This window comes from Shewanella sp. ENK2, assembly GCF_043568515.1.
Taxonomy (GTDB): Bacteria; Pseudomonadota; Gammaproteobacteria; order Enterobacterales; family Shewanellaceae; genus Shewanella; species Shewanella japonica.
The window spans coordinates 1400775-1415079 of the sequence record NZ_CP171406.1 but is presented as its reverse complement, the minus strand read 5'-3'; the positions used below and the strand labels follow the sequence as shown (position 1 = coordinate 1415079).

At 41.5% G+C, this 14305-nt stretch carries 14 protein-coding genes; 9 read left to right on the top strand and 5 right to left on the bottom strand.

Features of this window, described 5'->3' with window-relative positions:
* Positions 1-109: 109 nt before the first annotated feature.
* The 4 genes from ACGEDC_RS06310 to hemC form a co-directional block, all read right to left on the bottom strand.
* The gene (locus ACGEDC_RS06310) at positions 110-1282 is read right to left on the bottom strand and encodes a heme biosynthesis HemY N-terminal domain-containing protein (RefSeq protein ID WP_394497176.1); all 1173 of its coding nucleotides are present in this window, start codon (positions 1280-1282) and stop codon (positions 110-112) included.
* A complete protein-coding gene (locus tag ACGEDC_RS06305; RefSeq protein ID WP_394497174.1) occupies positions 1279-2502 on the bottom strand; it encodes a uroporphyrinogen-III C-methyltransferase in 1224 nt (407 codons plus the stop codon). The genes ACGEDC_RS06310 and ACGEDC_RS06305 overlap by 4 nt, the downstream gene beginning before the upstream one ends.
* A gap of 133 nt (positions 2503-2635) precedes the next feature.
* Positions 2636-3352, bottom strand: a complete 717-nt coding sequence (locus tag ACGEDC_RS06300; RefSeq protein ID WP_394497172.1) for a uroporphyrinogen-III synthase — start codon at positions 3350-3352, stop codon at positions 2636-2638.
* 16 nt (positions 3353-3368) lie between these two features.
* Positions 3369-4298 (bottom strand): hydroxymethylbilane synthase, encoded by a 930-nt coding sequence (hemC, locus tag ACGEDC_RS06295; protein WP_394498265.1) that lies wholly within the window; start codon positions 4296-4298, stop codon positions 3369-3371.
* A gap of 202 nt (positions 4299-4500) precedes the next feature.
* On the opposite strand from hemC, the gene ACGEDC_RS06290 reads away from it, so the two are divergent.
* Entirely contained in the window at positions 4501-6984 is a 2484-nt protein-coding gene (locus ACGEDC_RS06290) for a class I adenylate cyclase (protein ID WP_394497170.1), read from the top strand.
* A 30-nt stretch (positions 6985-7014) separates the two neighbouring features.
* Here the strand turns inward: ACGEDC_RS06290 and cyaY are convergent, their stop codons facing one another.
* Positions 7015-7344 (bottom strand): iron donor protein CyaY, encoded by a 330-nt coding sequence (cyaY, locus tag ACGEDC_RS06285; RefSeq protein WP_055023604.1) that lies wholly within the window; start codon positions 7342-7344, stop codon positions 7015-7017.
* 68 nt (positions 7345-7412) lie between these two features.
* Between cyaY and lptM the strand changes: the two genes are divergently transcribed.
* From lptM to ACGEDC_RS06245, 8 genes are all read left to right on the top strand, one after another.
* On the top strand, positions 7413-7610 hold the full coding sequence (lptM, locus tag ACGEDC_RS06280; protein ID WP_055023603.1) for an LPS translocon maturation chaperone LptM: 198 nt from the start codon (positions 7413-7415) through the stop codon (positions 7608-7610).
* A gap of 20 nt (positions 7611-7630) precedes the next feature.
* Positions 7631-8875 carry a diaminopimelate decarboxylase gene (lysA, locus tag ACGEDC_RS06275; RefSeq protein ID WP_080916986.1) on the top strand — a complete coding sequence of 415 codons (1245 nt, stop codon included), beginning with the start codon at positions 7631-7633 and terminating at the stop codon, positions 8873-8875.
* 45 nt (positions 8876-8920) lie between these two features.
* A complete protein-coding gene (dapF, locus tag ACGEDC_RS06270; protein WP_055023601.1) occupies positions 8921-9748 on the top strand; it encodes a diaminopimelate epimerase in 828 nt (275 codons plus the stop codon).
* A gap of 83 nt (positions 9749-9831) precedes the next feature.
* Positions 9832-10440 carry a DUF484 family protein gene (locus ACGEDC_RS06265; RefSeq protein ID WP_394498263.1) on the top strand — a complete coding sequence of 203 codons (609 nt, stop codon included), beginning with the start codon at positions 9832-9834 and terminating at the stop codon, positions 10438-10440.
* 72 nt (positions 10441-10512) lie between these two features.
* Positions 10513-11448, top strand: a complete 936-nt coding sequence (gene xerC / locus ACGEDC_RS06260) for a tyrosine recombinase XerC (protein WP_394498261.1) — start codon at positions 10513-10515, stop codon at positions 11446-11448.
* Positions 11448-12158, top strand: coding sequence for an HAD-IA family hydrolase (locus ACGEDC_RS06255; protein ID WP_394497166.1), 711 nt, complete (start codon positions 11448-11450; stop codon positions 12156-12158). The genes xerC and ACGEDC_RS06255 overlap by 1 nt, the downstream gene beginning before the upstream one ends.
* A gap of 233 nt (positions 12159-12391) precedes the next feature.
* Positions 12392-12841: a hypothetical protein gene (locus tag ACGEDC_RS06250; RefSeq protein ID WP_055023598.1), complete on the top strand. Its 450-nt coding sequence runs from the start codon at positions 12392-12394 to the stop codon at positions 12839-12841.
* Positions 12842-12972: 131 nt separating this feature from the next.
* Complete coding sequence (locus ACGEDC_RS06245) at positions 12973-14304, top strand: TolC family protein (RefSeq protein ID WP_394497163.1); 1332 nt, start codon at positions 12973-12975, stop codon at positions 14302-14304.
* The last annotated feature ends 1 nt before the right edge of the window (position 14305 follow it).

Genomic DNA, 14305 nt, shown 5'->3' with positions numbered 1-14305 from the left:
TGTAGTTTATTTTTTATACGATTCAAACTGGCGTTTAGTTTGCAAAATAGATAAAAAAACCTGCCAATTGGCAGGTTTTTAAATAGTTAATTATTCGATTTAATGAATATTAGTCAGAACAATTAGCTGCTTTACGGTAGCTTTGTAATGCAGCAGCATTATCGCCTAATTGCTCCTGCGCTTGGGCTAATGATAAAAAGTACTCACGCTTAGGTGATATCTGGCAAACACTAAACCAATGATTTTTAACCACTTTAATATCACGTTTTTGTTGAGCTAACTTTGCTAAACAAATTTGATAATCAACATCATGTTCATGACTTTGCTCAAATCGAGCTAATAATTTTCTAATATCTTCATCATCCGCATCGATTATTTTGGGGATGTCAGCTAAAAGTGCTGGATGAAGATCAGTCTTTAAGCTTTTATTGATGATTTTTATGGCGTCTTTTTTACGATCATATTGGCACAGGCCGCGAGCGTAGATACTAATAAGGTGTGGCTGATTACGTTCCGTTTTACTTAGCCAATGCCAGCACTTTTCTAGCTCTTGTTCGCCATGTTGAGACGCTGCCGTTAATAATGCCGTATTGGTTGTGTGTTCAACCTCTGCATACTGCTTTTCACTAATAATCTGACGTTTTTTAATCGCAGGTAATAAGATTTTAAGTGCTTGCCAATCATCTTGAAGTTGATAAAGGTCAAGGGCTAGTTTTAATACAGGTGATTTACTTTTACTGGTTGGATTTAATGCATCAAGCTCAGCTCTTGCTTCAGTCAGCTTTCCTTGCTGAATTAGATACCTTGTTTTTGAGGTTTTAACGGCGGTTTTAGCCAAAGGGTCTTTTGCCGCCTCTGCTAAGTATTTATCTCGGCTATCAGTGTTTTTTTGATGATGCGCAGCTCTTGCCGCTGCAAATAAATTGAGCGCAGGCAGCTCCCCTTTAGCAGCACCTTTTGCCATGGCTTTTTCTGCACTAGGCCAATCTTCTTCTGCTAATGCTAACGCGCCTTGAAGCGTGTGCTTCTTCGCAGCTTCTTTACGCCAACGTTCTGGTAAGTAACGGCTATTGATAACAATATTAAGCAAAAATATGATGAGCCATTCAGTTAATTGGAGCGCGCAATAAAAGAGCACTAACCCTAATAAACCAAAGACTAAGCTGGTTTCTATTTGATACTCGCCCGCCGCAATATAGATATAGCCAGTATTGCCAATAATAAATGGGCTAATGCAGAAACCGATTAAAATGATGATGACATAAGTAAGAATTTTAATCATAGCTGTGGTTCCTCTGCTGGAACCAATGAACCATAAGTGATTAATTGCTGTAGTAACCGGGTCGACTCAAAATTGGTGTGCTTCACTTGGTCAATTTTAACTGTAATTAACGCATCAAGTGCCGTCATGGTGTCTTGAGTTAAGTCTTCATCTAAATCGAAATACTGTTGAATCCATGTGCGAGCAAAGCCGATCGATTGACGATAATTTACTTCATCATGTTGATACAGAGCCAACTGAGCCTGTAGTAATTTATTTCTAATATTTTCAATTAAATACCATTGTTGATTTGGTGCTAATAACGGCTCTATATCTGTTGTACGTTTACGGATGGTAATAAAGCCATCAGTAACTGAATGCCATGTTTTAGCAAGATTACTTTGCCAGTCATCTAACGAGTCTGTAATGACGTGTTGTTCTGCTAAGTCTTCAGCTGACTGCGCTTTGGCACGGTTTAACGGCAAGCTGTCTAACTGATTTAAAATACCATCAATCGTATAGATGGTACCGGCAACATCCGTTGTTTTAATGGCATTCGTTTGAGCTAAATCGTGGGCTAATGCACGTCGAATAGGTAACAAAGTAGGGTCTTTCATTGCTTCAATACGATCATCGGCAGACTTTAGCAATCCGGCTGCAGTTTTAGGGTCATTCTCTAACCATAATTTACGTCCTGCCATTCTCACCAAGTATTCAGCTTCAGATGCCATCCAATGGTTTGGATTTCGTTGAGCTAAGGTTGCAACTCGCTCTTGAAGTTGTTGGTGTGATTTTGCCAACTGATTTTGTTGTTGGTAGGCCAAGGTATCGTTTTGTTGCTGTACTTCTAATTCTGCAATACGACGCTTAGGTTCAATTAACGCTTCAGTCACTTCATTACTGATAGCTTGTGTTTGTTGATACTGAGTTTGTAACTCAATTTTCTGACTTTCGAGTTCAATCAACAATAAATAGCTTATGCCAATGCCTGCAAGAGCGATAATCAGGCAGAGTAAAATACTTAATCTTACCCACCATGAACTCTTATTGTGTTTCGGTTTATCGCTTGGCGCATCAGAATGTATTGAAGATGGCTCTTTGTTCGTAGGCAAGTCTGTTGAGTCAGCATCAGTGTGAGAACTAGTTTGATTTTCAGTAACAGAATTGACTTCATTTACAGATTCTGAAGGTGCTTCATTATTTTCTGGAGTAGACGTTGAAGCTTGCTTTTTGTGTTCCATGAGCTGTCCTTGAGTAACTAATTGCGGTTAACAATTAGTGCGACCATTTACTGCGCGACAAAAATGTAGAGTGATAGGGTACAAGTTTGGCAGCATTATACAATATGGCAAATAAGCAAGTTTACTTTATTGTTTAAATAGATAACGCTCGTAAAACAGCTTCAGTGTTCGCGCCGTTAGCATTGGTGACGTGATGAATACCTGCCGTTTTAGCCCTTTGTTCCACTCGATGACTAGGTACTATGATATGACATGATTGCAACCATGCAAATAACTCTTTTGGAACAAGTTTAATTAGATTATCTAGGACTTCGCCACTGGTCACGACGATAGTGTCTATTTGAGCGCTTGCCCAATAGTTGCAAATGTATTGTGAATCGAGTTGTGGCGTGACTCGCTGGTAAACTTCCCAATAGCTGACACTTGCCTGTCTTAAGCTAAGTTGTTCGGCGATGGTTTCTCTACCGCCAACGCCTCTAATGATGACGACTTGTTGTTGAGCGATATCGCTTAACGAGGTTAGCGATAATAATCCTTCACTATCTTGGCTTTCTTCTGGTGCGGTTTCTGCAAATACACCGAGCTCGGCCAGTGCCGCAGCTGTCGCTTTTCCAACAGCGTAATATCGACTTGCAGGAAAATGGTTATTAAGCATTTCTGCAGCGTACTTTACCGCATTGGTACTGATAAAAATGATGGCATCAGCATCAGAAAGTTGCTGATGAGAGAAAGGGTGTTGAGTTGGAGCAACAGCTAACAAAGGAGTGACAATATAGTCCACTCCTTTTGCATTGAGCTGTTCTATCATTGCTTGATTGCGCCCCTCAGGGCGCGTTAACAAGACTTTCATGTAAGCTTTCGCCTAATTACTTGTTGTAAACAGCATCTAAAATAGTTTTAGCGCCACGGCTAAGTAAGTCATCAGCCAGTGCCTCACCTAAAGCGACTGCATCCGTTTTAGGACCAGATACAGCACCTTCAATGACTTGGCTGCCATCAGGGTTACCCACTAAACCACGTAAGCTTAATGTATCACCTTCGATTTCAGCGTAAGCACCAATAGGTACCTGACAACCACCTTCAAGGCGGGTATTCATCGCACGCTCGGCAAATACACGGTAACGCGTCTCAAGGTGTTCTAGTGGAGCGAGTAATGCTTTAACACGCTCATCATCAGTACGACATTCAATTCCTACAGCGCCTTGACCATTTGCTGGAAGTGAATCTTCTGCTGAGATAAAGCTTGCAATACGTTCATCCAGTTTAAGGCGAATTAAGCCAGCAGCAGCAAGAATAATGGCATCGTAATCACCGCTATCTAACTTAGCTAGACGTGTTCCGACATTACCACGTAAGTCTTTAATCACTAGATCAGGACGAGCTGCACGGATCTGACATTGACGACGTAGGCTTGATGTACCCACTACAGCGCCTTGAGGTAATTCAGCAATGGTTTTGTATGTATTAGATACAAAACCATCACGAGGATCTTCACGCTCACAAATCACTTGCAAACCTAAGCCTTCAGGAAAATCTACCGGTACATCTTTCATTGAATGAACAGCGATGTCTGCACGGTCTTCAAGCATGGCAACTTCCAGCTCTTTTACAAATAACCCTTTACCACCCACTTTAGCCAGAGGCGTATCTAAAATAACGTCTCCTTTAGTGCTCATTGGTAATAACTCAACCGTTAAATCAGAATGAATGCGTTCAAGCTCTGCTTTTACGAATTCAGCTTGCCACATAGCCAGTGGACTTTTACGAGTAGCGATACGAATAACATTTTGAGACATGCCAGAGAGTTCCATCAATAGACTTAATTGCGTCAATGCTAACATTGCCATCGAGCTTATGTAACAAACTGATAGTGATTGTTTGACCTATGCACATAAAATTTTTGTGACGCAGATCTCATTTACTGGCGTAATTATCCAAAAGTGATAATATGATCATGTTGTTGCTAATTAATTGAGCGCTAATATTGCAAGCAATTGCTTGCAAATTGGTATCAAAACGATAGTAGATGGTTGCACAGGGATGGAAGCCTTGATTGAAAACAGTTGTCGGCCAGTCAAAATAGCTAATCGATTAAACCTTGTTCGTTACGAACGAGTCAAATCGTTATTGTCACCAAAACAGCAACGCTTATTCGATTTGATTCCTTACCTCATACACCATCATCATCATCCCCAATTACCAGGTGGCACCTCTGCATTAACCCCATTTGGCGTGAGCGACTTTGCAACCCTTCCAGAAGTCTCGCTCGCGTGTGAAGTATTTGATTTACCCTTTATTGAAACCAACAATAACCAACCAAGTGCCTTCGAGGGGGTTTACTCTATGGGGAGTACTGCCAGTTTTGGCCAGAACCCCAAAAGTGATGTTGATGTATGGTTGGTCTATAAGTCGAGCCTTGGCAATGCTGATTTAGCCCTCATCGCAGACAAAACGGCGGCATTAACGGAGTGGTTTGCTTCATTTGATTTTGAAGTGAATTTTTACTTAGTGCATCCGTTGCAGTTTCGAGAGTGCAGTGCATTTGATAACTGCTTTAGTTCACTCGGTGAAGAGCACAGTGGTAGTACGCAGCACTGGTTATTACTAGAAGAGTTTTATCGTTCGCACATTCGTCTAGCGGGTAAACCTGTGGGGTGGTGGCCTGAAGCTTCAAAAGAACCATCGGTGTTGCATTTAGGTGACGTAAGGTCAATGCCTGCGACTGAGTACTTTGGCGCTTCATTGTGGCAACTGTATAAGGGGTTGAATAAACCTCACAAAGCGCTACTTAAAGTACTGCTACTTGAAACTTATGCGGCGGACTATCCCAAATCCTATTTTATAACTGAACAAATTTGGGAGCAGTGTCTACGTGATGATTTTTCTGATTCGAATGACGCCTATTTGATTCTGTATCAACGTATCGAAAGCTATTTATTAAAACAAAAAGACATTCGTCGATTAGAGATTGTTAGACGTTGTTTTTACCTAAAATGCGGGGTTAATTTAACCAATGCGTGTGTAGGACAAGATTGGCGCCGAGATAAGATGCAGCAACTTGTTGAGCAATGGCATTGGCCATCAAGCTTATTAGAAACCCTAGATAATAGTCAAAACTGGCATTCAGGCCAGCTAAAGTGGTTCAATAAACAATTAAATGAACTCTTATTGAAAAGTTATAAAACACTACTTGAATTTGCCTCTAAGCAAGCGTTAAGCGATCGCTTTAGAGTTGAAGAGTTAGGGATGTTAGCTCGTAAGTTACATACCTATTTTAGTGATGATGAACATCAACTGCTGCCATTAAATAAGTTGTGGAGTTACTCGGTATTCGAGCCGAACATGACCATCATTCACAGCATTAAAGAATCCCGTTATTACCTTTACCGTAAACCACTGAAGTCGGGTCAACTGTTAGGCGAAACCTCAATCATTAAAGCGGATACTCCAACGGCCCTTATTGCTTGGGCGGTGATGAATGATGTGTCCAGAACCACCACTCGTTGGCAAGAATATGGCCGCAAGAAACACCGTTCAGCGTTGCTAACACAACTATCGGCTCATTTAGTGCCACTACTAAACCATAATAATAAAGTCTCAAAAGCTGAATTATGCCAACCTTTTTTCTATAAGAAACTGATTGTGGTGGCTAACGTTGATGGTGACCCTACGCTAAAATGGCAAGGTCAGGAAATCATGGTCGATTACATGAATGGCAATGTTTTTTCTTTAGGGAAAAAGCAGCAAAACATGTTGTCGACTCTGGATGTGATTTCACTGAATAGTTGGGGAGAGTGGCAATGTCATCGCTTTAAAGGTGAGCAAGGCTTATTAGAGGCGCTGTCTTTTGTGGCGCTGGGGCTAAAAGCAACCCCTGAACAAGTCGATATCGAAGTGTTGGTGTGTGCCGAGCGATTAAAGAAGCAAATTCATGATGCACTGTTTAATATTTTTAATCAGTGCGTTAAATATTGCCATGAAGCAAGATCATCGTCGGCAATGATGCACCCAATAAAATTATCCGATAAGCGCTACGGTTTGTATTTTAACTCTATGGGTCTCGTCTATAAGGTGTTGACGGGCGATGAGGTTAAAGTTGCTCCAGTCAAAGTTGAACGTTATAAAAAAGCGCAGTTGAATGCCCCAGTAGCTGTTATTAAGTCTGATCCTTTTCGCAGTATTCCCAGCATTATTAAGCTGTATATCTCAAAAGGGGCAAAACAGTACTTTTTAAGGCAGCGACCCGATGTTCTTGATGTGTTTATTATTGATGAAACCAATCGGCTCACAAAGCGTGAATATGAAGATGTGTCGATGAAAGAATTAGTTGAGAAAGAAAGCCATAGTTTTGCTTTTGAGCGAGATGCCTCTTCATTGCATTATTTTAATGTGCCACAGTTTTTTAAATTAGAACGAATTGATGGCGAGTTGAGTGTGGTGCCATTTGGCGTAGAAATGAATGAACTGAGCTCAGATATTTAAGCTCAGTTCACCTCATTGATAAATTAACGCTTAAATTGACAAAGCAATGCCGCTTTGTTTTTTAATTGACTCAATAACAAATGGCATAAATACATTATCGTTACGTTCATCAAACCATTTACCATCAACAAGCGCAAAGTGGTAGCCACCAAATCGCGTCGCAATCCATAACTCATGTAAAGGCTCTTGTTTATTGATGACAATTTGCGAACCGTCTTCAAACTCTAGTTGCAACACGTTGCCACTCGCATTGATATCCACATCAGCATCTTGCTCATCAATTGCTGTTTCTATGGCGTTTTCTATCTTGCTAAACATTTCATCTGCCAACTGATGAAATTCAGTATCTGTCATAGCCATGTATTTCAATCCTTGTGCTTTCTAGGTTATGAATGCGATTATAAGGCTATAACTCCCCAGATGCATAGATGTTGAGAAAAATGAGACTGTTTTTATTAGTAATGCTTGTTAGCCTATTCACTATAGGTTGCGGACAAAAAGGCCCTTTATATAAATCTTCTGAAGTGGAAACGAATCAGCAAGAGCGAAAACCGCAAGAGCCTACTACTGAATCAACCCAACAACAGTCTCTCGAGCAAACTCAAGAGCCGACACAAAATAAATAAGATTTACAAGGAAACGCATTTTGGACCATTTTACATATCAACAGGATAGTTTATTTGCTGAAGGTTGTTCTGTTGCTGAACTTGCTAAAACTCACGGCACACCACTATATATCTACTCTAGAGCGACGTTAGAGCGTCATTGGAATGCATTTAACAATGCCGTGGCTAATCATCCCCATCTTATTTGTTATGCGGTAAAAGCCAACTCTAATCTGGCGGTGTTAAATGTACTTGCTAGGCTTGGCAGTGGTTTTGATATTGTCTCTGGTGGTGAATTAGCTCGTGTTATCGCTGCTGGCGGCGACCCGAAAAAAGTTGTTTTCTCGGGTGTGGGTAAAACCATTGCTGAAATGGAACAAGCTTTAAACATTGGTATTTATTGTTTCAATGTAGAATCAAGCGCAGAGCTTGAGTTGCTCAATGACGTGGCTGGTAAATTAGGTAAAGTCGCGCCGATATCGTTGCGAGTTAATCCCGATGTCGATGCAGGGACTCATCCCTACATTTCGACTGGGCTTAAAGAAAACAAGTTTGGTATTGCAATGGATGAAGCTGAGCAAGTGTTCGCACGTGCGCAAGCACTCCCTCATTTAGCGATCAAAGGGGTCGATTGTCATATTGGCTCTCAGCTTACAGAAATGCAGCCATTCTTAGATGCGATGGATAGAATGTTAGCGTTAATTGACCGTCTTGCAGTTAATGGCATTGAAATTAAACACTTTGATGTTGGTGGTGGCTTAGGTGTGCCTTATGATGATGAAACACCGCCACATCCAGATGTTTATGCTGCAGCGTTACTTGAACGCTTGGGCGACCGTCCACTTAAATTGATATTTGAACCTGGCCGTGCGATTGCAGCAAATGCAGGTATATTTGTCACTGAAGTACTTTCTTTGAAAGAAAATAGCGATAAGCGCTTTGCCATTGTTGATGGCGCGATGAACGATCTTATTCGCCCATCACTTTATAGCGCTTGGCAAAATATTATTCCTGTTCAACTCACTTCTGCACCAAGCTATGAGTATGATGTCGTAGGTCCTGTATGTGAAACAGGTGACTTTTTGGGGAAAAACCGCCAGCTTAATGTTCAGGCTGGAGATTTACTCGCCGTTCGCTCAAGTGGTGCATATGGGTTTGTCATGGCATCAAATTACAATTCTCGTCCTAGAGTTGCTGAAGTCATGGTTGACCAAGACCTGCATCAAGTCATACGCGAGCGTGAAAAATTAGAGCAATTGTGGCAAGGTGAGCACTTACTACCTTAAACTAGTGAAATCAGTTAATTTTTTAGTTCGATAAAGGAAATTCTTTTGATCCAATTCACCAAGATGCATGGGCTGGGTAATGATTTTATGGTGGTTGATGGCGTAACACAGAATGTGTTTTTTTCGCCTGATCAAATTCGCCGTTTAGCCGACCGAAATTTCGGTATTGGCTTTGATCAACTTTTATTAGTTGAGCCTCCGTATGATCCTGATTTAGATTTTCATTATCGAATCTTTAACGCTGATGGCGGTGAAGTGGAACAGTGTGGCAATGGAGCACGCTGTTTTGCCCGCTTTGTACGTAATAAAGGGCTAATTAATAAGTATAAAATTCGTGTCAGTACCAGCTCTGGTAAAATGACACTGCGGCTTGAACGTGATGGAAATGTGACGGTTAATATGGGGGTTCCGGTGACTGAACCAGGGAAAATCCCATTCAGAGCTAAACGTCCTGAGAAAACCTATTTACTGCAAACCCCAAAGCAAACATTTTTATGTGGCGCAATCTCGATGGGCAACCCTCATTGCGTACTCGAAGTCGATAATGTTGACACCGCCGATGTAGAAGAGATTGGCCAAATGCTGACAAAGCATGAACGTTTCCCGAAAGGCGTGAATGTTGGCTTTATGCAAGTGGTTGATCGTGGCCACATAAAATTAAGAGTGTATGAACGTGGCGCAGCAGAAACATTAGCTTGCGGAACTGGCGCATGCGCTGCCGTGGCTATCGGTATTTTACAGAATAAGTTAGATAGACAGGTCAAAGTTGACCTGCCTGGAGGTCGCCTTACCATTAATTGGGAAGGAGAAGGGAAACCATTGTGGATGACTGGACCTGCTGAACATGTATTTGATGGACAAATTCAGTTATGAACGATGTAACCCGTACTAAAAAACTTCTCGAAGACAATGCTGAATCTGCCGCATTACTTGGCACAGAATTACCATTAGAAGCTATGCCAATTGATGAATTGATGATCCGCGAATACTTGCTTGATAATCCAGAGTTTTTCAATCGTTACCCTGAATTATTACTGGCAATGCGTGTCTCTCACCATGAGCGTGGTACGGTTTCTTTAGTCGAGAAACGCCAAGATTTATTGCGTTCTCGAGTCACGCAATTAGAAGAAGAAATTACGTCATTAATGAAAATCGCCACTGAAAACGAAAAGATTTTCAGGTTCAACAGTGCGTTATCGCTGAGTATTTTAAAGTGCGAAGATCTAGGTGAGTTAAGGCAAATATTGTCTGAGCAGCTAAAAGGGCAGTTTGGATTCACTCATGTTCGTTTAATTACGGTTCACGATATCGACAGTGAATTAGCAAATATTTGGCGTCAACGTATCCAACAAGGTTTTTATTTTGGTCGCCTGACTCAATCTGAATCAAAACGTTTGTTTGGCAGTGAAGTGGGCTCCGTTGCATTAACTAAACTGTCTGATGAAAATGGTCAGGTGATTTTTGGTGTAGCGTCAGCTGATGCTGCTCATTTTCATCCTGAAATGGATCATTTGTTTTTTAAACAAATCAGAGATTTGCTTGATCATATGCTGCCAAAGTTTTAAATCAGTCCCTTATGATTATAGGGGCACCCCCGTGTTTGTTTGGATAAACGCTATAAAAAGAATGGAGGTAGCATAATGGCGCAACAACCGAGTTGGTTAGCCAGTTTTGAACGTTACCTTCACTCTGAAAGACAGTTGTCTCCTCATACCATTAGAAATTACCGTTACGAACTTGTGCGAGCAGGTGAGATTCTTTTTAAACAGCCTCAAGGGACGTCATTAGAGGCATTTGATGACGGCTGGTTAACTGTCTCCAGAGACGAGCTTCAACGAGTAATATCATCTTTGCATCGCAAAGGATTAAGCCCACGCTCTCTATCATTGTGTTCATCATCACTTAAACAATTTTTTGAGTTTCTTGTTCGTGAACAAGTGATAAAAACCAATCCAGCTAAAACATTACATGCTCCTAAACAGGCTAAGCCCTTACCTAAGAACATGGATTTAGACGCCGTCAGCCATTTATTGGATATTGATGCGGATGACCCGTTAAGTAAACGAGATAAAGCCATTATGGAATTGTTTTATTCCAGTGGCTTACGTTTAGCTGAACTTGCAAGTTTAAATGTGGCAGATATCGATTTAAGCCAAAACGAAGTCAAAGTGATGGGTAAAGGCAGTAAGCAGCGCGTGGTACCGATAGGAAAAATGGCGCTAGCTGCAATCAATGTTTGGTGCGAGTGTCGTCATGATTTGGTCAAAGCTGATACTGGTGATGCTTTGTTTGTTAGTCAGCAAGGCAAGCGATTGTCCCATCGCAGCATTCAACTCAGAATGAAAAAATGGGGCCAAACTCAATCTTTATCGGCAAAAGTTCACCCTCATAAATTGCGACATTCCTTTGCAACGCATATGCTTGAATCAAGTGCAGATTTACGAGCCGTGCAAGAACTATTAGGGCACGCTAACTTATCCACTACCCAAATCTATACCAGCCTTGATTTTCAGCATTTAGCGAAGGTTTATGATGGAGCTCACCCTAGGGCAAAAAAAGCTAAGGAGAAATAATGAAACAATATTTGCGACTTAGGCCTTTTAAGGCAATCAGTTTTGACTTAGATGACACCTTGTACCATAACGCGCCCCACATTATTAAAGCAGAATCCGCATTATCATTGTTCATGCAAGAGCACTTTAGCGTCCCTGAAGGTTGGGGAATTACTCAGTGGCGAGAACTGAAATCGCAAGTGATAGCTGGCCATGAAGAGCTAGCCCATGATACGACCGCTGCAAGGTATGAAGTGCTACGTCAGGCGCTCATTCAATGGGATTACACTGAGCTAGAAGCCAGCCAAGGTGCGCAACAAGGTTTGGAATGTTTTCGTTTCCATCGTAGTGATTTTAAAGTAGACGACAGTGTTATCTCTCTACTGGCAGAGTTAGGGAACCATTATCCGCTGATTGGGATCACCAATGGTAATGTCGATGCTAGTCGCGTTGGGTTAGATGACGTGCTCAAGTTTGTTGTGCATCCCGGACACGGTGTGAAGATGAAGCCATACAGTGATTTATTCGATTTGAGTTGCCAACATCTTGAGATACTACATGGGGATTTATTGCATATTGGCGATCATCCAATTAGCGATGTTTTGGGCGCTCGTGCAGCTGGTTGTCAAAGCTTGTGGTTAAATCTGAATCCAAATGAGCAAGGTCAGGCTCGACACATATTACCTCATATTGAAATTGAGCAGTTACAAGAAATAAGAAAATTAATTTAATAATTTTAATTAGTTACCTATATTATCGCTTAAGTTAACTAATATGTTTATGGATAAATCATAATCAATATTGTGCGGTCAACGAGGTTTCTGACTCTTTTTATTCCAAATCTGACATTGTGTGGGTAAACCTCATAGTGTTTTATCATTGTTTCGCTTACACTTGCACGTTACAGGTGTTACTAATTCACCTAATTGTTAATAGCTTCATACAGGTTATCGCCTAAGCGCTCATGTTAAGTTTTTATCGTAAGCTAAAAACCATCATCACTATGTCTCCAGCTATGCTGGCGCGGGTTTTGTTGATCATGATTTTTGCGATGCAATCCGTGGCAGCGATGTCAGACAACTGTGCGCTAGAGCATCAGGATTGTGGCAATAGTTCAGACGATAACAGTAAGGGTCAAGTAACTGAATTAGCAGTTATTAATCATGATGCTCTTGATATAGATAATCCTCTTGGCTACAGCGATACAGAGTTGTGTGATGATGGCACTGTTGTTATTCATGTTGATGATTGTGCCGAGTGTACTGATAATTGCTGCTCTTGTTGCATGACCTTGATGCATCCTACAAACACAATAGCAAATGAGCTAGTCCATTCTGATTATGTGGCATTTACGTTTACTTCTACTGCCGCTGAATCCCCATACTTTAGCTTTTTACGACCTCCTCAAGCCTGAGCTTTTAATCAAAAATATTATTCTAGTGAGCAAATGTAACCCTTAAATTTGCTCAAGCCTACTGCGTTTTCCTATGACTTAGGAACACTCAGTTAGGGTTATTTTTTGTATTAAATCGAGGCTTATCTTTGATGTTTTATAATACAAGTCGCTTTAAACAGCGTGCTGTGCTGTTTCCTGTTTTATGTTGCAGCTTACTTGGCTTGTCGGTGTTATTACCCGTAACAGTCTATGCTGAACAGAGTGCAGCGCCTGAAAAGTTGACGTTACAAACCGTAATAGAGCGAGTTCAATTACAGCATCCTTCGCTGAAGGTTTTTCAATTTAGACAACAAGCATTAGATGGTGAAGCGCAAACTCAGGCGTTAGCACCAGGGTTCGAGTTAGGTTTCGAACTTGAGAATGTCGCTGGAACAGGCGAATTCCAAGGTATCGAGAGTGCTGAAATGACAGTGTCCTTATCATCTGTCATCGAGCTAGGCGATAAACTGGATGCGCGTTCAGGCATAGTGACTAAAAAACGTGCCTTACTGGATGCCGAACAGAAAATTGCAGGCTTAGGTATTCTTTCTGAAGCAACGCGTCGTTACATTGATGTGTTAGCTGCGCAATCAAGATTACAACTTGCTGACGATGCACTCGCACTAGCAGAAGAAACATTAACCGTTGTTGAGCTTAGAGCTCAAACAGGTTTGACGCCAGATGCTGAAGTCAAACGAGCGCAAGCCGCTGTGTTTAATAACCAATTAGTTGCCGAAACACAGTTGCATCAACTTGAGTACGCTAAGTTAGCACTCAGTATGATGTGGGGTGAATCTCAGGTGAATTATGCCAGCCTCGAAGGCAGTTTATTTGAGTTTACTGATGACGTGGCATTAACGCCGTTATTTGAAAAAGTGAAATACAGCCCTGCGATTGAGGCGTATTTAACTCAGGCGCAATTGAAACAAGCTGAGTTGCGTTTTGCTCAGTCGCAATCTAGCACGGATGTCAGTTGGTCTGTTGGCGTTAAACAAATGCAACAAACCAATGATACGGCTCTATCAGCAGGGTTTAGTGTGCCTTTGTTCAGTGGCGATCGAAATACCGGAGCTGTAATAGCAGCGCAAGCCGCAAAAGATGAGGTACTGATTAATCGAGATATCGCTTTGCGAGAATTGTATGCTCAGCTGTATCGCGCTTATGCCAGCCGCAAGCAAGCTATTATGACGGTTAACCGCTTACAAACCCGCATTATCCCTACCTTAACTTTGGCCTTAGAAGATACGCAAGTCGCTTACGAGCAGGGGCTCTACAGTTACCTTGATTATTTAACTGCAAGAGAGGAATTATTGTTTTCACGACGAGCAATGATAGACGCTGCGGCTTCAGCTCTACGGTTTGGTGTTGATATTGAGCAATTAATTGCCGAACCCTTACCCGCATCTCAGCATTCCTTTTTCCGTGATTTCCAAGGATTTTAAC